Source organism: Acinetobacter pragensis, assembly GCF_001605895.1.
In the GTDB taxonomy this organism is placed as follows: Bacteria; Pseudomonadota; Gammaproteobacteria; order Pseudomonadales; family Moraxellaceae; genus Acinetobacter; species Acinetobacter pragensis.
Map to the genome: position 1 here is coordinate 1 of NZ_LUAW01000005.1, position 20072 is coordinate 20072.

A 20072-nucleotide genomic window follows, 5' to 3' on the forward strand; every position below is an offset into this window, starting at 1 on the left:
GGGTCCAGCGCGCCCAGCTCAACGATTTCTGACACTTGAGCGATGGTGACTTCTGCCGCCATGGCCATGATCGGGCCGAAGTTGCGTGCAGATTTGCGGTAAACCAGATTGCCCCAGCGGTCGCCTTGCTGCGCTTTAATTAAGGCGAAGTCCGCTTTGATGGGATTTTCTAAAACGAAGTCTTTGCCGTCGTAATTCAGGGTGGGCTTGCCTTCCGCTAAAAGCGTACCGAATCCGGTCGGGGTGTAAATAGGGCCCAAGCCCATGCCTGCGGCTTGAATGCGGCAGGCCAGGTTGCCTTGCGGCACCAATTCCAATTCGATTTTGCCGGCGCGGTACAATTCATCAAAAACCCAAGAGTCGGACTGACGCGGGAATGAGCAGATGATTTTACGGACAGCGCCGGCTTTAAGCAGCTTGGCCAGGCCGTAATAGCCATTACCGGCATTGTTGTTAATGATGACCAAGTCTTTGACGCCGAGTTCAATCAGCCCGTCAATCAGTTCAGCGGGCTGGCCTGCGGTTCCGAACCCGCCAATCATGATGGTGGAGCCGTCCTTAATCTGGGATAGGGCCTCTTGCAAAGAGCCTGAACTTTTATCAATCATAGTGTTTCCTCATCAAACATTGCGCCTAAACTAACCCTGAGTAGGACTTTGGGTTGAAGGCAGGGCAGTCGTAGCCGGTTGACGCTTGGTTAACACCAAATGAGCGATCATTCCGATACAAATGCCCCAAAATACTGAGCTGAGCCCTAAAAAATGCATGCCAGAAACTGTGGCAAGAAATGTAATCAGTGCTGCATCTCGTTGAGATTCATCTTTCATGGCGGTACTCATATTGGTTGCAATTGCACCAAGCAAAGCAAGTCCCGCCAAGGCGGCAATCAATTCTTTAGGCAATAGGCTGAAAAGCATGACAATACTTCCAGCAAACAAACCTCCTAAAATGTAAAAAATACCGTTAGCAATACCGGCGATATAGCGCTTTTCTTTTAATTCGTGAGAATCTTTTCCTGTGCATAGCGCAGCAGTAATGGCCGCCAAAACAATGGTAATGCCCCCAACAAAAGCAACGCCCAGTGACACGATGCTGGCAACACTTAATATCGGTTTGGCTGGGGTGTCGTAGCCGCTTAATTTTATAATCGCCATACCTGGTAAGAATTGACCAGTAAGACTGACAATGGTCAAAGGAATGGCAAAGTTAAGCGTAGAAGACCATGTCCATTCAGGTGCAATCAGCTCTGGAACGGCCAAAGAAAAGCTCATGGCAACGGGGTTCATTTTTCCAAAAACCAAACTTAGCGCAATCCCCGAAAGCAGAACCCAAATAATGGCATAGCGCGGTGAAAAACGCTTAGCCACCAAGAAACAGGCCAGCATGCCAAATACCACATAAGGCATGCTGTCTGTGGCTTTGAAGAGCCCGACACCAAACTGAAATAGAATTCCTGCCATCATGCCGGCAGCAATGCCTTGCGGTATCCATTTCAATAATTTATCGAAAGAGCCGGTCAAGCCAATGAACAAAATAATCACTGCGGAAGTGATGTAGGCGGCAATGACTTCATTCAATGAAATGTGAGGGAATAAAGCGACCAATAACGCTGTACCGGGCGCAGACCACGCAGTAATAATCGGAACTTTAAATTTTATTGATAAAAAAATACCTGTAATTGCCGCGCCAATTGAACTTCCCCAAATCCATGAAGCCATCATGCTTGAAGATACATCGGCTTGCTGCGCCGCTTGGAAAAAGATAATCATTGGGCCAGCATAAGAAATCAGCACGGCTAGAAATCCTGCAACCGTCGCTGAAATTGACCAATCTTGTTTTAAGGTTTTAAACAGGTGTGCCATTGAAGGCCTCCATGCGCAATGATCCTGTTATAAAGCAAAAAAGATCAAGGTTTAGCCTTGATCTCCACCTCCAACAGGAACGACTGTGCCTGTCATGTATGAAGACTCATCCGAAGCAAGGAATAAAATTGCATTCACTTGCTCTTGAATTGTGCCGTAACGGCCTAAGAAACTGCGGTCAATGGTTTGATCAACGACTTCTTGCATCCACTGAATTTCATTTTCAGACAAAGGCTGCGCATTGCGCGGCACTTTACGCGGCGGCGCTTCGGTGCCTCCAGTTGCTACAGCATTGACGCGAATACCGTCTTTGGCATGACAAAAGGCTAAAGATTTGGTTAAAGCATTTACGCCGCCTTTAGACGCTGAGTAAGGAATACGGTTGATGCCGCATGTTGCAATTGACGAGACATTGACAATGATGCCTGCCTGATTTTTTAACATTTCAGGCAAAACAGCATGGCAGCACCACATGGTTGGAAACAATGAGCGGCTGACTTCTTTTTCAATTTCTTCAGGTGTAAATTCGGTGAAAGGCTTCATCCAAATTGCACCGCCAACATTGTTAATCAGCACATCAATCCGGCCATAATTTTCAATGGCTTTTGCTGCAACTTCTGCTGCGCCAGCATAGGTTTCTAAGTTGGCTTTCACGATAATGGCATCGCCATTTTCCGCTTCAATTTCAGCAAGTGTTTCTTCTACAAAGTCTGAATAATCAGCCAATACCACTTGAGCGCCTTCGCTGGCCACCTGCAGCGCTACACCGCGGCCAATGCCTTGCGCGGCTCCTGTCACAATTACAACTTTATTTAAAAATCTTTGACGGTCTGACATTGATATTCTCCTTGAATTAATTTGCAGAGAATTTTTCAAATAAGAAGTTTGCAGGCTTAATCCCTTCGGCATCTAGCCAGCCGCGTACAGCTTCCACCATTGGAACAGGGCCGCATAGATAAATGTCTACATCGCCATTGTTTAACCATTCATTTTCAATATGGCCCGTGACATAGCCTTTACGCTCATGATTCGATTCCGGATGCGCAACTACTGTACGGTATTCAAACCAAGGTAATTTGTTCTGCAGTTCATCCAGTTTTTCTTTGGCGACCAAATCAAAGTCATTGGTAACGCCAAATACGAGGCGGACAGGCTGTTCTGAGCCTTTTTCTTCCAATACTTGCAGCATAGACATAAATGGGGCAATACCTGTACCGCCAGCCAGCATTACGACTGGACGGACAACATTGCGCAGGTAAAAACTGCCAAAAGGGCCTTTAAAGCTCATGATGTCACCCGCCTTGGCATCGGCGCTTAAGAATGAACTCATTTTTCCTTCCGGCACATTGCGGACGACAAAGCCTGTCAAGCGATTGCCCGGTTTAGAACTGAATGAATATGAGCGGGTTTCTGCTGTGCCCGGAATGCCGACATTGACATATTGGCCTGCCAAGAAATTAATGTCCGGCTGACCTTCATCTAATTGAATATCAAAGGTAATGGTTGAGTCAGATAGGTTTTCTACGCGGGCTAATGTGCCTTTAAATTCATGAATTTCTGTTTTGCAGACATCTGATGATGCTTGAATTTGAAAAACCGCATCGGATGTCGGTTTGCATTGGCAAGCCAAGATATAGCCTTCAGCAGCTTCTTCAGGTGTTAATGCATCTTCAATATAAGTTTCTTCAGGCATATCAAATGAACCTGATTCACAAAAAGCGCGGCATGTTCCGCAAGCGCCATCGCGGCAGTCCAAAGGAATATTGATCTTTTGACGATATGCCGCATCTGATAAGGTTTCGCCTTGTGCAACAGAAATAAAACGTGTTACGCCATCTTCAAATTGAAGCGCTACATTGTGGTTTGACATGGCTGAATATCCTATATAAATCTTTGAAACGAGTCCTTTCAGCTAATTTTCCATTAAGCTGAAAGGATTTACCTTGCTGTAAGCAACAGTCTTAGAGGTGATATATATCAATCACTTGATTGATATAATCGTTTTTGAGAACCACGTACTTGTTTAAGATTTTCGGTTCATTGCCGGAAAAGTCTATTTCATAGCGCGACATGCCAAAGTAGCTGTAACTGGTTTTGTAGCGAAAACTTAAAGTATTCCAGTTAAAACGCACAGTGACTTTATCGCCATCGCGGGCCACAATCTCTATGTTGCAAATGTTATGGCTGGTGCGGGTATCCGGCATTGTTGCAGAGGAGCGCTCGGTCTTAATGCGAAACACGCGGTCTTCCAAACCTTGACGGTCTGGATAGTAAATCAATGAAATTTCAGCTTGAGGATCTTCAGTCAGCTTGTCGTCATCATCCCAAGCCGGCATCCAAAATGATGCTGACGGGGCATAGCAGCTCAGCCAATCGTCCCATTGTTCGTCATCTAAAAAACGGGCTTCGCGGTAAAGAAACTGAGAGATGTTTTCAAGCGAAATGGCATCTTGTTGAACGGCAGCATTCATGCGCTTTCTCCCATTTCAGCAGCGTCTAAATCAGCTAATTCCTTTTCAGATTGAATGGCTTTTTTCATCATTTGCAGCCAGTACTGGTGCTGTGCCAAATATAAGCCTTCATCTTCTGTTTTAATGCAGCTAAGCACTGGCTTTAAGCCAATTTCATCGGCTGCCTCATCTGGGCCTTGAACCCAATGTTTTGAACCGCGGCACATGTCGTTCCATTCCAGCTCAATGCCGGCATAACCCGCTTGGCATGCGCGGAATTCTTCCAAGTCATCAGGCGTTGCCATGCCTGAAGCATTAAAGAAGTCTTCATACTGACGGATACGGCGCGCGCGCGCTTCAGGCGCTTCGCCAACAGGCGCAATACAGTAAATGGTGACTTCAGTTCTATTTACTGAAAGCGGGCGCAATACACGGATTTGAGAACCGAACTGATCCATCAAATATACATTTGGATACAGGCAAAGATTGCGCGAACGCTCAATCATCCATTTCGACATTGGCGCGCCGAATTTCTCGGTATATTCTTCTGCTTTTACATAATTCGGGCGGTCTTCTGGATTGGCCCATTGAGTCCACAGCAGCATGTGGCCGTTTTCAAAACCGTATGAACCGCCGCCTTGCTTACCCCAAGAACCGGCGCTCATCGCACGGATGTTGTCAGCCGCCTGAGCTTCTTTACGGTGCTGAGTCGTTGCGGCATAGTTCCAGTGCACAGCAGATACATGATAGCCATCCGCGCCATTTTCAGCTGTCAGCTTCCAGTTGCCTTCGTAGGTATAAGAAGATGATCCGCGCAGAACTTCAAGGCCATGATCTGACTGATCGACAATCATATCGATAATTTTGCTTGTTTCGCCCAAGAACTCTTCGAGAGAGGGCACATCCGGGTTTAAGCTGCCGAATAAGAAACCTTTATAGTTTTCAAAACGGGCGACTTTCTTTAAATCATGAGAGCCGTCTTGATTAAAACAATCTGAATATCCTGCTTCGCTTGGGTCTTTGACTTTGAGCAATTTGCCTGAGTTATTGAATGTCCAACCGTGGAATGGGCAAGTATATGTCGCTTTATTGCCCTTTTTATGACGGCAAAGCTGCGCGCCGCGGTGTGAACAGGCGTTAATCATAGCATTCAGCTCACCTTGACGGTTGCGTGCAATGATGATGGGCTGTCGGCCAATATGGGTTGTATAAAAATCATTGTTATTTGGAATTTGGCTTTCGTGCGCCAAGTACACCCAGTTGCCTTCAAAGATGTATTTCATCTCTAAGTCAAAGAGGGTTTGATCTGTAAATACAGAACGATGAAGCTTAAATTCGCCGCTTTCAAAATCATCAACTAAAAGTTCGTCAATACGATCAAGATGGCTGGTATTAATTACAGGTATACGTGGCATGTCCGTTCTCCGACTGTCCAAATTTTGGCAAGTCACCGGGATGTCATTGCATTGACATCCCGATTTCCTATCATAAGGTCATTAAGCGCTAGCGCGGCGGCGGTCAACTTCAGTTGAAGGCGCAGCAGTCTGGTCTTTTACTAATTCAACGTTGAACGTGATGTGCTTGAATGCTTCCTTCAAACCGCGGCGTTCAATTTCAGCTGTGTCCGTGATATCTTCGGCAGTAGCGACTAAGCCATCACGCGTAGCGAAAGCAAAGTCATCCCAAAGATATTTGTCGCCTTCAATGTTGAATTGAGTCGTCAATTTGCGGTAGCCCGGCGCAGAGACAAAATAATGCACATGAGATGGGCGATTGCCGTGACGGCCAAGTTTGTCCAGAACAAATTGGGTTGTGCCTTCAGGCGGGCAGCCATAGCCGACAGGCATGGTTGTTTGAGCAACATATTGGCCTTTTGCATCGCTTAAGATCGTACGGCGCAGGTTGAAGTCAGACTGTGACTTATCAAAGAATGAATAGTTGCCTAAGCTGTTGGCATGCCAAACTTCTACTTTCGCGCCTTCAATAATATTGCCGTCAGTATCCGTTACCGTTCCTTCAATGACGAGTGTCGGAATTTTTCCAGCTTCTGAACCGTCATCCATGCGGGCAAAACCGACTGTTTCAGGTGCGCCAGCAACATATAGCGGGCCTTCAATCGTGCGGGGCGTACCACCAGCAACACCCGCTTTTGCATCCGCTTCATCAGCGCGCAAGTCGAGGTAATGTTCAAGCCCTAAACCCGCGGCCAACAGGCCCAGTTCATTGGCTTGGCCTGCATCAGTAAAGTATTCAAGGCCTTTCCACAGTTCCGTTTGAGAAATGTCTAAATCTTCAATTGCTTGGAATAGGTCGCCCAATAAACGGACCACAATTTCCTGTACACGCGAATCAACTGGACCAGTTGCTGTGTCAACATTCATTTGCTTAACGAGTGCATTAATTTCTTGACGGTTCATACTATTGCTCCTTAAGTATGCTTTGTATTTGGGTGGCTGGCGTGAAGCCTTTAAAGGTTCACCTAGCTGCCGCAATCCTTGTTAAATTCCCTTGAGGCTGCCTAAAAGCAGGCATCCAATTTTCCTATTTCCAAATCAGCTGTCATTTTCACGAATTGAAGATGGGTGGCGGTTTAAGGCCATTACTTCAATATTCATGTATGGGTACAGCGGAAGCCCTTGCAAAATGCTGTGCAATTCTTCATTGCTTTCTACATCAAAAATACTGATGTTTGAGTATTGGCCTGTAATGCGCCAAATGTGACGCCATTTGCCTTGGCGCTGTAAATCCTGAGAGTAGGCCTTTTCAACCGCTTTGATCTCATTGGCTTTTTCCGCCGGCATATCCAGTGGAATATTTACATCCATACGTACTTGAAAAAGCATGTGAAACTCCTATTAATGATTGGCAGTTATTTACAGCGCAAGTTGTCAATTTTGTCTTCATCCAGCTCAATCCCCAGTCCAGCCGTTTTTGGCACAGACAGTTCAAAATTCTGGTATTGAAGCGGTGTTTTTAAGATTTCTTCAGTCAGCAGCAATGGGCCGAATAATTCGGTGCCATAGGCCAAGTTTTCAAATGTTGAAAAAGCATGGGCAGAGGCAATTGTGCCGACAGGGCCTTCAAGCATGGTGCCGCCATAGATGTCTATGCCTGCCAGTTTGGCAATTTGGGCAACTTCACAGCTTTCGTTTAGACCGCCAGACTGCGCAATTTTCACAGCAAAGACAGAGGCTGCATTGCGTTTCGCCAAGTGGTATGCGCTATGCGGGCCCATTAGTGATTCATCAGCCATGATGGCAATATCAAATCTGCGTGTCAGGCGTTCCATTGCGTCAATATTGTCAATTGCGCAGGGCTGTTCAATCAGGTCGATACCGCCGTTTTGCAGCAATTGAATCCCTTTCACCGCTTCCAGCTCTGACCATGCACGGTTTACATCAACACGAATGGAGATGCCTGCGCCTAGGGCTTTTTTAATTGCCAGCACATGTTCAACGTCTGCTTTTACAGCGCGTGAGCCAATTTTTAGTTTGAAAATGTTATGGCGTTTTGCATCAACCATCTTTTGCGCTTCAGCAATATCTTTTTCGGTATTGCCAGAAGCCAGCACCCAAAGCACAGGCACGCTGTCACGCAGGCGTCCGCCCAGCAGTTCACTGACCGGCAGGCCGAGGCGCTGCGCCTGAATATCCAGCAATGCGGTTTGAATTGCGCATTTAGCAAAACGGTTGCCGTTTATGCTGCGTTTCAGCATTTGCATGGTTTTAGCGACATTTAAATGCGGCAGGGTTTTCAGCAGCGGTGCAAAATAAGTTTCGATATTGGTTTTGATGCTTTCAGGGCTTTCTTCGCCATAGCCTAAACCGCCAATCGTGGTCGCTTCGCCCCAGCCGATAAATCCATCGTCTGTAGTGACTTTAATCAGAACTAATGTTTGTGTTTGCATTGTTGCAACAGCCATCTTATGAGGACGGATTGTTGGAATCTCGACAAGCAGTGTTTCAATGGATTTATACATCTTTGACTCTTCGCAACCTTGCGTTGTGTACCTGATGTGATATACCTTAAAAGAATAATATTTGACTGTCGAAGATCAAATTTGCATTTTATTATATTTAAAAGGTATGAAGCAGGATGGAACTCAGGCACCTTCGTTATTATGTGGCAGTGGTAGAAGAACAAAGTTTTACCAAAGCGGCTGAGAAACTCTTTATTGCGCAGCCGCCTTTAAGCCGGCAGATTCAAAACCTTGAGGCTGAATTGGGTATTCAGCTTTTTGAGCGCGGCAGCCGCCCGCTTAAGACTACAGAAGCAGGGCAATTCTTCTATCAGCATGCTGTAAAACTTTTGTCTAATGCCGAAGAAGTAAAAACAATGACTCAGCGGATTGGTTTGGTTGAAAAAACCATTACGATGGGTTTTGTGGGCTCTTTACTGTACGGCCTTTTGCCTAAAATTGTGTATTTGTTCCGCCAGCAGCATCTTAATCTTAAAATAGAGCTCATTGAAATGAGCACTAAAGATCAAATTATTGCCCTTAAAGAAGGGCGGATAGATGTCGGTTTTGGCCGGCTGCGGATATCAGATCCTGCTGTGCGGCGGGTATTGCTGCGTGAAGAGCCTTTAATGGCTGGTGTACATGCCAGCCATCCATTTGCGCAGCAGCCGCAAGGGGTTTATTTGGCAGATCTTGTAGATGAAAACCTGTTTTTATATCCAAGCCAGCCTAAACCCAATTTTTCAACGCAAGTTCGCCAGCTTTTCTCAGAATATGGGCTGGACCCTAAAAGTTTAAAAGAAGTGCGTGAAATTCAGTTAGCGCTCGGGCTGGTTGCGGCAGGCGAAGGCATGTGTATTGTTCCTGAAAGTGCGCGAACCATCCAGCTGCCGCATTTGCACTATATTCCAATTTTGGACGATTCAGCAGTAAGCCCGATATTCTTAGCGATCCGCTCTATGGATGAAAGTGAATATATCCGCTCTTTATTTGACTGTATTTATCAAGTTTACGATTTGGAAGCTATTGAATATGACCGAGCGGTGATTTAAATAAGCAGTACAGTTGAATTTAAGGGCTGCAGAGTAAAAATAAAGTATTATTTATTATGTGAATAATATAATTATAGTGGATTTAAGCACAGCCGGCTTAAATCCACTTTTTATATGCAGTAATCGTAAAATAAACCTAATTTCCACTTTTTGTTGTGCATTTAAAATTTATAAAAACAAATTTAAGTTATTGTTTGTAAAATATATTTTAACGAAACGACTAAAAAGGTATAAATTTAGAGTTAATCGGTTTTGGACAATAAAAATCCTTTGCTTCATTGTTCCTCCAATTGGAATTATTGACAAGCAGGAGGCTTATCATGAGTACAGAACAGATCAATATTAACAACATCGTAGATGAAGCTAAATTTACTCCATTTCATTGGGGCGTACTGATTTGGTGTCTGCTGATTATTATTTTTGATGGCTATGACCTCGTCATTTACGGCGTTGCATTGCCATTGTTAATGCAAGAATGGGCGCTTTCTGCAGTTCAAGCAGGGCTGCTTGCCAGTACAGCGCTTTTCGGTATGATGTTTGGCGCAATGTCTTTCGGAACTTTGTCTGATAAATTGGGCCGTAAAAAGACCATTATGATTTGTGTGGCTATTTTCAGCGGCTTTACATTTTGCGGTGCATTTGCATCTACACCTGTTGAATTTGGCATTTTACGGTTTTTAGCCGGCTTAGGGATTGGCGGAGTCATGCCGAATGTCGTAGCGCTGATGACGGAATATTCACCGAAACGCAGCCGCAGCACATTGGTTGCGCTGATGTTTAGCGGTTACGCCATTGGCGGCATGACCTCAGCATTATTGGGCGCATGGCTAGTGGCCGATCATGGCTGGAAAATCATGTTCTTTTTAGCGGGCATTCCATTTATTGCATTACCGCTCATTTGGAAATTTTTACCCGAATCTTTGATGTTTCTCACTAAAAAAGGCGAAACAGAACAAGTCAGAACAATTGTTCAAAAAATTGCGCCTGAACTGAAAGTTTCCGCTCAGGCTGAATTCAAACTGAACGAGCCTACAGCTGGTGATGAAGCGCCATTGAAAGCGTTATTTCAGCAAGGCCGTACTTTCAGTACGATGATGTTCTGGCTAGCCTTCTTTATGTGCTTACTGATGGTGTATGCGCTGGGCAGCTGGCTGCCAAAACTTATGATTCAGGCTGGATATTCACTGGGCGCCAGCATGCTGTTCCTATTTGCTTTAAATATTGGCGGCATGGTCGGTGCAATTGGCGGCGGTGTATTGGCGGATAAGTTTCATTTAAAGCCAGTTCTAAGCATTATGTTTACAGTTGGCGCGCTTGCACTGGTTTTACTTGGTTTCAATAGCCCGCAAGCGGTGCTATACACCCTGATTGCCATTGCCGGAGCCGCCACAATCGGTTCACAAATTCTGCTCTATACGTTTGTTGCACAATTTTACCCTGCAGCTGTCCGTTCTACAGGCATGGGCTGGGCATCTGGCATTGGCCGTATTGGCGCTATTGTTGGTCCGGTATTAACAGGGGCATTGCTGACGCTTGAATTGCCGCATCAAATGAATTTTCTAGCCATCGCCATTCCTGGCGCAATAGCAGCAGTCGCAGTCTTTCTAGTAAATCTGAAAGCTTCGGTTGAAGGCTCAAAAGCGCAGCACCTGCCGCAAGCAAAAAGCATGGCGATCAAAAACGCCGCAAATGAATCACTTTAAACACTGAATAAAAAATCTTCAAAGCCCTTATGCCATGCATAAGGGCTAGAGGAAAACTTTGTCAAAATTTCGTTAAAAAAGGATGGGCTGTTGCCCGAAATGAGGTCAGGATGAATACTCAATCATTAAAATTTATGATCAAACCGCTGGTACTGGCTTGCGCTATGGCGCTTCCGGCATGGGGGCATGCAGCATCTGCAACGGATGCAGAAGTTGAACAGCTGCGCGGTGAAGTAAAAGCTTTAAAAGCGATGATGCAGCAATACGTTCAGCAGCAAAATACCTTGGCCGATGGCTTGGCAGAAGCAAAATTAAAGTCAGAGCCTAAGGCTGCTGCACCAGCGTTTAAAACAGAGGGACTAGGTTTAAAAACCAAAGCAGGGGCTGAGTTCAGCTTATATGGCAATGTCCGTGCCGATGCATCCTATCAAGCTGAAGGCGGAAGTTTATCTCGATTATACAATCAGATTAGTACTGTACCTTTAGACGGCAATGCAGAAAGCTCTGACCGTTTAAAAGCAACGCTGGCAGCGACACGCTTAGGACTTGATTTTAAAACAGCGACACAGCTGGGAGATGTCGCCGGTAAAATTGAAGTAGACTTTTTAGGCGCCAATGACAGTTTGCGCATCCGTCATGCCTATTTAACTTTTGGCGATTGGCTGGTTGGCCAAACCTGGTCTAACTTTGCAGTGCCGGACTATATGCCTGAAACCATTGATGCATTGGGTTATGTTGGCGGCGCAGTAAAACGTACACCGCAAGTACGCTATACCCATAAATTTAATTCAGCAACAAATCTGGTATTTGCCGCGGAAGATTCTAAAGATGACAGTTCCAATATGCGCCTGCCGGCTTTGACAGCCCGTTTAAATCATAAATTCACAGACAGCTTAGCGGTGAGCGCACGCGCCATGGGAACAGAGAAAAAAACGGATGCTGATACAGAAACCGCTTGGGGTGTCGGACTTGGAGCCAAACTGGATTTAACAGATAAGACGATGCTTAAAGCCGATTATTATCATGTAAAGGGTGACAGCAGTTTCGTTTCATGGACTAACCAAGGTTTTATCACCAATGCCAATAAAGACATCATTGAGACCAATGAATTTGACTCTATTACTGTAGGCATTACACAGCAGTTTAGCCCGCAATGGCGGGGAACGCTTGGCTATGGCTATATGAAAGCAGACCAGAATGACGGCTATATCAATGCGCTGGCCGATAAAACCAAGGCCAATAAAGACTTATGGCAAGCTTGGGGCAATGTCTTTTATAGCCCGATCAAGCCGATCAGCTTAGGTCTTGAATATGTTTATGGTGAACGCGAAGCATTTGGCGCTGCGCCAAACGGCAGCACCACAGGCGAAGATAACCGTATCAATGCGGTTGCCATATATAATTTCTAAACATCATCTTTCATAACCTTATATTTTAGCTCCTATATAAAAGCCTGAAGTTTTCTTTGGGCTTATATATTTCAGCCGGATGGGCTTGACGGTTTCGGCATTGATTGAATGCTGTTTTCAATACAGCAGCATAACTGATCCATTGCATGCTCGATAGCATCATTCCATGGATAGGAGCAGTTTAGGCGCAGAAAGTTCTGTGTGCCATGTTCTGGCCTGAATAACAGGCTTGGCGCTATGCCAATCTTGAAGCTCAGCAGTTCTTCATAAATTTTAAAACTGTCGCACTGTTCCGGCAGACGAATCCAAAGAAAATAGCCGCTGGGGTGATAATCAAATTCACACATTGCAGGCAAATTCTGTTTTAAAAACTGACAATATTTTTTCTTTAACTTTTCCAGTTGCCTGCGCAAATGGCGCAAATGTTTTTCATAATGGTGATGGGAAAGGTAATCGACCAAGGCATTTTGAATTAAAGGGCTGGCGGATAATGTGCTCATGAGCTGCAGATGCTGTATTGCATCTGAAAATTGACCCGCATGCACCCAGCCTATGCGGGTTCCCATACCTAATGTTTTAGAAAATGAAGAGCAATGCAGGACCCGCTGATGCCGATCAAAATAGGTCATGGGCAAGGGTTTATGCTGATCGAAGTGCAATTCCGCATAAACATCATCTTCAATTAAATACACTTGGTATTCATGCAGCAAATCGGCTATACGCTCTTTAATGTGGTCATTTACCGTAAAACCCATTGGGTTCTGACAGTTCAGCATCAGCCAGCAAACTTTAATCGGGTATTGCTTCAGCGCCTGTTCAAAAGCACTCAAATCAAAACCATGCTGAGGATGATCCGGTATTGTAATCACTTGTAAGCCGAGGCGTTCAGCCGCCTGCCATGCGCCGTAAAAGACGCTTTGCTGCAAAATAATATAGTCGCCTGGGTGTGTCAGCGCCTGCAAAGATAAATTAAGCGCCTCCAATGCGCCTGATGTAATGACAATGTCATCATATGTGCATGGCATTCCTTGCAGGATATAGCGGTTTGCAATAATTTTACGCAGCGCCAAGTTGCCAGGCGGCATGCTGTCACTGTTTAAATAGCTATTTTTACGCTTGGCGTGCTGTGCCAGCAGCTGCATGAATTTTTGATTATAAAGCAGTTCAGGATTGGGAAATGCAGAACCGAAAGGCAGGATATCTTCAGCTTGAATTGACTTTAAATAATGAAATACAGCCGAGTTAATTTGAACAGCTTTCTTTAAACTGACTTCCGCATTGTAAGATGGTTTTTGGCGGCTTCGTTCGGCCACATAAAAACCAGATTTATTCTTTGCATACACTAAACCCTGTGCTTCTAAGGTTTGATAGGCATTCAGCACTGTAATCAGGCTTAATCCGGATAATTGGGTTTGTTCACGTAAAGAAGGCAGCTTTTCATGCGGCTTCCAAACCTCATTTTCAATCATTTGACGCAAATTCTGCGCCAGTAATTCAGATTTATACATAGCATTCACGCCGAGTAATTTGATATTCATCTGTATTTATATATTGATGAAAAGCATGATATAAATCAAAATATTTATAACAGTTTTTGTTGATTTTACTTTATCTGTTATATTTTTTTATGCAGTTTTTGTGTCTACACAACGGTCTATATCTTTTTCATAATGTATCTAGATGAAAAAAGATCAAATAGGCGGTTACGATGAAAGAGACTGTAAAACATGAAGAGCCCGTCCGCAAAGCGCCCCAATATGCAGACAGCGGTCTTTCTGATAAAGCGTTTAAAAATATGATTATCTGGTTTTCCATTTATGCAGGGCTTTTTTGCCTCGGTGTTATCATTGCCATTAATGCCGATAAAATAAATATGGGATAAACACATAATTAAGCTGAAAAAAATCGCCTCGAACAAGATCAGGCGATTTTTTTTGCCCTCATGAAATGCATGCAGCTAAGTTCAAAGAAAAGAGTAGTCAAAGCTTTATTTCTAGGTTAAAACAATTGAATAGATTTGATGTATGCAGCATTTATACATCACCAAAAAGCAAAGCAATTTAAAGATCACAATGTGAATAGCCGGTTCGGCATAAAAATGGATAAAAAGCATAAGGAGTACAGGATGCTTGGCAATATGATGTTTCAACCTTTATTGATCAGTAGCATGATTGAACATGCAGGGCGCTATCATTCAGATACCTTGGTAATTTCTAAAAATACCGATTTAAGCATTACTGAAACAACTTGGGGAAATATACGGGACAATTCTAAACGCTTTGCCAATGTCTTAAATGCATTGGGAGCTGGGTTAAGTGACCGGATTGCGACTATTGCATGGAATAATCACCGCCATTTAGAGGCTTGGTATGCAATTTCAGGCAGCGGCATGGTCTGCCACACTATTAATCCGCGCTTATTTCCTGAACAGCTGGTTTTTATCATCAATGACGCGCAAGACAAAGTTATTTTATTTGATAAAACCTTTTTGCCGCTGATCAAAGCTGTGAAGCCCATGCTGAAAAGCGTAGAGCATTATATTTGCTTAGATGCGCCCGATGCAGCTGTTACAGAACAGGTGCCAGATGTTCAATTTTATGATGATTTAATTGCACAGCAGCCAGCGCAATATGAATGGCCGGAATTTGATGAGCTGACCGCCAGCTCTTTATGCTATACCTCAGGCACAACAGGCAACCCGAAAGGTGTGCTTTACAGCCACCGCTCTACAGTTTTGCACAGCTATGGCATTTGCATGCCAGACTCACTGAATATTTCTGCCCGGGATATTATGATGCCGGTCGTGCCGATGTTTCATGTCAATGCATGGGGTACGCCGTATGCGGCAGCGATGGTCGGCTGTACTTTAGTTTTGCCGGGGCCGGGCCTTGATGGTGCAAGCTTAGCCAATATGATTGACAGCTATAAAGTCTCTGTAGCGCTAGGCGTTCCAACGATTTGGCAAGGCTTGATTAATGCCGCGCTGCAGTCGGGAACAAAACTCGAAAGCTTAAAACGCAATGTGGTCGGCGGTTCAGCCTGTCCGCCTGCAATGATGAAGGTTTTTCAGCAGCAATTTGACTGTGAAACTATTCATGCTTGGGGCATGACTGAAACCAGTCCATTGGGAACATCTTGCCAGTTTAAAGCCAAGCATCAGCAGTTAAGTGACGATGAAAAACTGCAAATCCGCCTTTCACAAGGCCGCCCTCCATTTGGTGTGGATTTACGGATTACGGATGAAGAAAAAGGCATGCATGAAATTGAACGCGATGGGCAGACTTCTGGAAACCTTCAAATTAAAGGGCACTGGATTATCAGCAATTACTTTAGAAAAGCTGACTCTGCCTTAACCGCAGACGGCTGGTTTGATACCGGTGATATTGCAACTTTAAATGAAGATGGCTTTTTGAAAATCAGCGACCGTTCAAAAGATTTAATTAAGTCTGGAGGAGAATGGATTTCTTCAGTCGAACTGGAAAATCTGGCTATGGGGCATCCTAAAATTGCCATGGCGGCTGTGATTGCCGCAGTTCATCCGAAATGGGATGAACGCCCGGTGTTAATTGCCATTAAAAAGCCAGAGATTGATTTATCCGAAACTGAAATTTTAAATTACTACGCAGATAAAGTGGCAAAATGGCAAATTCCAGATAAGGTGATTTTTGTAGACAGTATTCCTTTAAGCGGCACAGGAAAAATGCTGAAAAAAGATTTGCGTGAGCAATATGGAAACATACTGCTAGATAGCTGATTGCCGCGCTTCCTTCACAGTCATCTATTCAACATTTGATGACAAAGCCCAGTCTAAACAGATTGGGCCTTTTATTTGGAATAGTGTTTATAGATTGAAGCTGAATAGGATGTCGATACAAGCAGCATGTATAACAAAACATTCATGGAAACATAACAAAGTTCAATGGGTTAACAAGGGCGTTTTTGTCGTAATGACAGCGGAAAGAGAGTAAATTATCTGCTCTTGCTTCAATCTTCCGCAATTTAGGCGATACATGTTTTCCAGCTGGATAGTATTTACTTTGATGGCTGCATTTATGCAGTCATGGCGCAATGCCTTTCAAAAGCAACTAAGTTCAACAGTTGATGTTTACGGTGTAACGCTGGCGCGTTTTCTGTTTGGTTTCCCTTTTGCGGCGGCCTATATTCTTTGGCTGTATCATGCTCATCCGCTTCAGCTGCATGCCAATTTTACAGTGAAGTATTGGATCTATATTTTTATTGCGGGATGCAGCCAAATTTTGGCCACTATTTTGATGGTGCTGCTGTTTAAACAGAAGAACTACGCCGTAGGTGTCGGGCTTGCAAAAAGCGAAGCGATATTGGCAGCTTTGGTGGGCGTGATGTTTCTGCAGGAACATTTAACTTTCTTTGGCTGGGTAGGGGTTGCCATAGGCGGATTCGCGGTATTTCTATTAAGCAAAGGCAGTCAGCTGCAGCAGCTGTCTATGCGCACCTTGCTGATTGGCTTAGGAAGCGGCCTAAGCTTTGCCATAACTTCTTTATTGGTACGTGAGGCGAGTCTTGAACTTGCTGATCTGCCGTTCCTGCATCGGGCATCATGGGTGCTGCTGTGCGTGATTGGCTTTCAATGCATAAGCATGCTTGTGTATTTGCTGCTGTTTAGCCGGAAAACATTAAAAGCGATGGGGCAGCGCATTGGACTTACTTTTAAAGTCAGTGTCTGCAGCTTCATGGCATCACTCGGCTGGTTCACAGCCATGAGCATGCAATCCGTGGCAATTGTAAAAACTTTAGGGCAAATCGAGGTCTTATTCAGTTTGCTGATTTCAGCGTATTTCTTTAAAGAAAAACTGGCGCGGACGGATCACTGGGGGCTGTGTTTTGTTGTAATAGCCGCAATTATGGTTATTTGGGTTTAACTGCATAATATTAGTTATTGATGGACTTTACTTTATATATTGCAGTGTTCTGAATTTATTCAAAATAACGGATATTGAAGGGCATTCCTATGCAAAACGTGTCACCTAGCACTTCAACTCTTATGGATAATGATCATTTCAGGTTTTTATTGGTTAATCTGGGTTTAAGTGTTTGATATAAAATAATATTCATTATTATCTTAGGGGGATTTGAATAAATCATTATTGCACAGCAAGAAAAGCCAGCAATTCATTTATGCACAATATGCTGAAAAAACAATTGAGATAAATAATTTATCTCCAATTTTACGGCAACTAGATGTATTATTTCTTCCAGAATACATCTTATAGAAGAACTGCTGGATACCTCATGGCAACGAATGCTTATCAAAATTTTTATAGAACCTTTACAAAGAAAATTTTAGATAAAATTGTTAGTCCGCAAGTTCTGGGCGATACACAAGTTTTAGAAAATAAAATTAATATTGATAATCCTGAGCAGTTTCCGGTTTGCTATGTCATTCAGGATGATTCAACTTCAAATAAAGTGCTCATTGATAATGAAACGGAAAAGCGTCAATTAGCGTCTGCTTTCGCTCCGTTAAGCTTAGGCGAGTATCAAGAAGATGATTCATTTTTAACTCTGGAAGCTGCAAAGAAAAATGCTTCTGCTTTTTATCCGGATAAATTAATCCGTTTAGTTGAATACCTGCTGAAAAATCCTGAAAATGATGTACTGCTTGTACCTGTAACGGTTTTGTGGGGGCGGGCACCTGAAAATGAAGACAGCTGGTATAAAGCGCTCATGGCGGATGCATGGACCAAGCCTACAGGCATTAAGCAGGCTTTAAATATCACCCTGTATGGCCGGGAAAACTATATTGAATTTCATGCGCCAGTCTCACTGCGCGGTTTAATTCAGAAAGCCTTGGAACTCAGTCCAAACTTTTCACCTGCGCATTATGTTGTGACTGAATTAAATACGCTGTTTAATCAATATAAAGAGGCGATTTTAGGTCCAGATTTGTCAGACCGCCGCAATGTTATCAATAAGCTGATGATGACTGATGCAGTCAAAGAAGCGATTCTGACTGAAAGCATCCATAAAAAAATAAGCGTAAGCCAAGCAGAAAGCCTGGCTAAAAAATATTTAGATGAAATTGTTTCAGATTATTCCTATTCCACGATCCGTTTTGCTGACATTGCACTGACCAAGCTTTGGACTCAGCTGTACGATGGTATTGAAGTGCATAATTTTGATATGGTGCGTGAACTGTCTAAAGATTATGAGCTGGTCTATACGCCGTGTCACCGCAGCCATATTGACTATCTGCTGCTGTCATTTGTCATTCATAAGCGCGGCTTAATGGTGCCTCATATTGCTGCCGGCATTAATTTGAATATGCCGGTCGTCGGGCAGATTATGCGCGGGGCAGGCGCTTATTTTATCCGCAGAAGCTTCAGCGGCAATGCACTGTATACAGCAGTGTTTAAAGAATATGTCCATAGCCTGTTAAGCCGAAACACGCCATTAGAATACTTTATTGAAGGCGGCAGATCACGTACAGGCCTATTGCTGCCGGCCAAAAAAGGCATGCTGGCAATGACCATTCAAAGCCATTTGCGCGGCAACAGTAAGCCGATTGTGTTTATTCCAACGTATTTTGGATATGAAAAATTACTGGAAGGCTCAACTTATATTAAAGAATTGGGTGGTCAGAAAAAACAGGCAGAATCTTTATTTGGCTTGCTAAAATCTATACAGAAAATTGAAAAAGTATTTGGCAAAGTACATGTGAATTTTGGTGAGCCTGTGTATTTAGATGATTTGCTGCAGCAGAATCACGCGCCAGAACATGTGGCGCTGGAAGAAGATTTACCGGACACTGTAAAAAGCGCCGTGAATGCGGCCGCCGCAGATATTTTGGAAAATATCAATAAAGCTGTGGTCATTAACCCCGTCAGTCTGATTTCATTAGTATTGCTCAATGCGCCGATGCATTCTTTAGCGGAACGAGATGTATTGCTTCGTTTGGAGCAATTCCGCACTTACTTAAAACATAATCCTTATGATGATCGGATGAAAATTACAGAATTGTCCAATCATGAAATTATTCAGTATGCTGTTCAATTAAAGCAAATTGAATTTGTTGAGCATGACAATGAACGCTGGATAAAAGTATGCGATAAGCAAGATGCCTTGCTGAAATACTTCAGCAACAACATTCTGCATACCTTTGTTTTAGCGGCGCTTACTGCGCATGTGTTAAAAGAGCAGGCGCCTAATGGTGACTTTATTTCAACCGATGAGGTATTGGCGCAAATTGCACAAACATATCCTGATGTGAAGAATCAATTTTTCCTAAAATGGGATGCTGAAGAGTTGCCTTCGCAAGTGACTCAAGTTCTGGCTTATTTTGAATCAGAACATTTGATACATCGGAATGGCAATCAAGTTCAAGTTAATACGGCTGATGATTTTTTAAGATTTTTATCGGCATTTGCGCATTTATATGAATTGAATTTAAAGAAAGACTAAGCAGCTTTGCAATACAGCGCGGTATCTAGCCAAGTCTGCATTATAATTCAGTGTTAGAAGCCAAACCAATAAACCGTTTGGCTTTTATTTTGAGTGCAGGTTCCGTGCATGCCTATTACGCGTATTTATTAAATAGCCAGAAAACACGACAAAAGTTATCAATTCTGTCAAATCCCTTTATAATGCTGTTCATCTTTAAAG

Annotated in this window: 17 protein-coding genes; 7 read left to right on the forward strand and 10 right to left on the reverse strand. The window is 43.7% G+C overall.

Annotation, left to right across the window (positions count from 1 at the left end; translation table 11 throughout):
- From AZH43_RS01660 to AZH43_RS01700, 9 genes are all read right to left on the reverse strand, one after another.
- Positions 1-608: 3-oxoacid CoA-transferase subunit A (locus AZH43_RS01660; RefSeq protein WP_067665867.1), on the reverse strand; the 608-nt coding region annotated here is incomplete at its 3' end.
- A gap of 30 nt (positions 609-638) precedes the next feature.
- The gene (gene benE, locus AZH43_RS01665; RefSeq protein ID WP_067665869.1) at positions 639-1862 is read right to left on the reverse strand and encodes a benzoate/H(+) symporter BenE; all 1224 of its coding nucleotides are present in this window, start codon (positions 1860-1862) and stop codon (positions 639-641) included.
- 51 nt (positions 1863-1913) lie between these two features.
- Positions 1914-2699 carry a benzoate diol dehydrogenase BenD gene (gene benD / locus AZH43_RS01670; RefSeq protein ID WP_067665872.1) on the reverse strand — a complete coding sequence of 262 codons (786 nt, stop codon included), beginning with the start codon at positions 2697-2699 and terminating at the stop codon, positions 1914-1916.
- A gap of 16 nt (positions 2700-2715) precedes the next feature.
- Positions 2716-3732, reverse strand: a complete 1017-nt coding sequence (gene benC / locus AZH43_RS01675) for a benzoate 1,2-dioxygenase electron transfer component BenC (protein WP_067665875.1) — start codon at positions 3730-3732, stop codon at positions 2716-2718.
- A gap of 91 nt (positions 3733-3823) precedes the next feature.
- Positions 3824-4333: a benzoate 1,2-dioxygenase small subunit gene (gene benB, locus AZH43_RS01680; protein ID WP_067665878.1), complete on the reverse strand. Its 510-nt coding sequence runs from the start codon at positions 4331-4333 to the stop codon at positions 3824-3826.
- A complete protein-coding gene (benA, locus tag AZH43_RS01685; RefSeq protein WP_067665881.1) occupies positions 4330-5727 on the reverse strand; it encodes a benzoate 1,2-dioxygenase large subunit in 1398 nt (465 codons plus the stop codon). The genes benB and benA overlap by 4 nt, the downstream gene beginning before the upstream one ends.
- Before the next feature lie 81 nt (positions 5728-5808).
- A complete protein-coding gene (gene catA / locus AZH43_RS01690) occupies positions 5809-6729 on the reverse strand; it encodes a catechol 1,2-dioxygenase (RefSeq protein ID WP_067665884.1) in 921 nt (306 codons plus the stop codon).
- Between the two features lie 135 nt (positions 6730-6864).
- A complete protein-coding gene (gene catC, locus AZH43_RS01695) occupies positions 6865-7155 on the reverse strand; it encodes a muconolactone Delta-isomerase (protein ID WP_067665887.1) in 291 nt (96 codons plus the stop codon).
- 26 nt (positions 7156-7181) lie between these two features.
- On the reverse strand, positions 7182-8291 hold the full coding sequence (locus tag AZH43_RS01700; RefSeq protein ID WP_067665890.1) for a muconate/chloromuconate family cycloisomerase: 1110 nt from the start codon (positions 8289-8291) through the stop codon (positions 7182-7184).
- A 116-nt stretch (positions 8292-8407) separates the two neighbouring features.
- Here AZH43_RS01700 and AZH43_RS01705 point away from each other — a divergent pair, with 116 nt between their 5' ends.
- The 3 genes from AZH43_RS01705 to AZH43_RS01715 all read left to right on the forward strand — a co-directional run bounded on the left by AZH43_RS01705 (position 8408) and on the right by AZH43_RS01715 (position 12434).
- Entirely contained in the window at positions 8408-9322 is a 915-nt protein-coding gene (locus tag AZH43_RS01705; RefSeq protein WP_067665893.1) for a LysR family transcriptional regulator, read from the forward strand.
- Between the two features lie 320 nt (positions 9323-9642).
- On the forward strand, positions 9643-11025 hold the full coding sequence (locus tag AZH43_RS01710) for an MFS transporter (RefSeq protein ID WP_067665896.1): 1383 nt from the start codon (positions 9643-9645) through the stop codon (positions 11023-11025).
- A gap of 110 nt (positions 11026-11135) precedes the next feature.
- Positions 11136-12434, forward strand: coding sequence for a DcaP family trimeric outer membrane transporter (locus AZH43_RS01715; protein WP_067665899.1), 1299 nt, complete (start codon positions 11136-11138; stop codon positions 12432-12434).
- 71 nt (positions 12435-12505) lie between these two features.
- Here AZH43_RS01715 and AZH43_RS01720 read toward each other — a convergent pair whose 3' ends face one another.
- A complete protein-coding gene (locus AZH43_RS01720) occupies positions 12506-13942 on the reverse strand; it encodes an aminotransferase-like domain-containing protein (protein ID WP_067665945.1) in 1437 nt (478 codons plus the stop codon).
- A 200-nt stretch (positions 13943-14142) separates the two neighbouring features.
- Here AZH43_RS01720 and AZH43_RS18620 point away from each other — a divergent pair, with 200 nt between their 5' ends.
- The 4 genes from AZH43_RS18620 (at position 14143) to plsB (ending at position 19871) form a co-directional block, all read left to right on the forward strand.
- The gene (locus tag AZH43_RS18620; protein WP_162840072.1) at positions 14143-14316 is read left to right on the forward strand and encodes a hypothetical protein; all 174 of its coding nucleotides are present in this window, start codon (positions 14143-14145) and stop codon (positions 14314-14316) included.
- 243 nt (positions 14317-14559) lie between these two features.
- A complete protein-coding gene (locus AZH43_RS01725; protein ID WP_067665902.1) occupies positions 14560-16188 on the forward strand; it encodes a long-chain-fatty-acid--CoA ligase in 1629 nt (542 codons plus the stop codon).
- Positions 16189-16444: 256 nt separating this feature from the next.
- Entirely contained in the window at positions 16445-17332 is an 888-nt protein-coding gene (locus AZH43_RS01730; protein WP_067665905.1) for a DMT family transporter, read from the forward strand.
- A 370-nt stretch (positions 17333-17702) separates the two neighbouring features.
- A complete protein-coding gene (gene plsB, locus AZH43_RS01735) occupies positions 17703-19871 on the forward strand; it encodes a glycerol-3-phosphate 1-O-acyltransferase PlsB (protein ID WP_067665908.1) in 2169 nt (722 codons plus the stop codon).
- Positions 19872-20072: the final 201 nt, after the last annotated feature.

Excerpts from the sequence above, each read along its gene's own strand:
- benE (WP_067665869.1), bottom strand. The coding sequence starts at position 1,862 with ATGGCACACCTGTTTAAAACCTTAAAACAAGATTGGTCAATTTCAGCG.
- benD (WP_067665872.1), bottom strand. The coding sequence starts at position 2,699 with ATGTCAGACCGTCAAAGATTTTTAAATAAAGTTGTAATTGTGACAGGA.
- benC (WP_067665875.1), bottom strand. The coding sequence starts at position 3,732 with ATGTCAAACCACAATGTAGCGCTTCAATTTGAAGATGGCGTAACACGT.
- benB (WP_067665878.1), bottom strand. The coding sequence starts at position 4,333 with ATGAATGCTGCCGTTCAACAAGATGCCATTTCGCTTGAAAACATCTCT.
- benA (WP_067665881.1), bottom strand. The coding sequence starts at position 5,727 with ATGCCACGTATACCTGTAATTAATACCAGCCATCTTGATCGTATTGAC.
- catA (WP_067665884.1), bottom strand. The coding sequence starts at position 6,729 with ATGAACCGTCAAGAAATTAATGCACTCGTTAAGCAAATGAATGTTGAC.
- catC (WP_067665887.1), bottom strand. The coding sequence starts at position 7,155 with ATGCTTTTTCAAGTACGTATGGATGTAAATATTCCACTGGATATGCCG.
- AZH43_RS01700 (WP_067665890.1), bottom strand. The coding sequence starts at position 8,291 with ATGTATAAATCCATTGAAACACTGCTTGTCGAGATTCCAACAATCCGT.
- AZH43_RS01705 (WP_067665893.1), top strand. The coding sequence starts at position 8,408 with ATGGAACTCAGGCACCTTCGTTATTATGTGGCAGTGGTAGAAGAACAA.
- AZH43_RS01710 (WP_067665896.1), top strand. The coding sequence starts at position 9,643 with ATGAGTACAGAACAGATCAATATTAACAACATCGTAGATGAAGCTAAA.
- AZH43_RS01715 (WP_067665899.1), top strand. The coding sequence starts at position 11,136 with ATGAATACTCAATCATTAAAATTTATGATCAAACCGCTGGTACTGGCT.
- AZH43_RS01720 (WP_067665945.1), bottom strand. The coding sequence starts at position 13,942 with ATGTATAAATCTGAATTACTGGCGCAGAATTTGCGTCAAATGATTGAA.
- AZH43_RS18620 (WP_162840072.1), top strand. The coding sequence starts at position 14,143 with ATGAAAGAGACTGTAAAACATGAAGAGCCCGTCCGCAAAGCGCCCCAA.
- AZH43_RS01725 (WP_067665902.1), top strand. The coding sequence starts at position 14,560 with ATGCTTGGCAATATGATGTTTCAACCTTTATTGATCAGTAGCATGATT.
- AZH43_RS01730 (WP_067665905.1), top strand. The coding sequence starts at position 16,445 with ATGTTTTCCAGCTGGATAGTATTTACTTTGATGGCTGCATTTATGCAG.
- plsB (WP_067665908.1), top strand. The coding sequence starts at position 17,703 with ATGGCAACGAATGCTTATCAAAATTTTTATAGAACCTTTACAAAGAAA.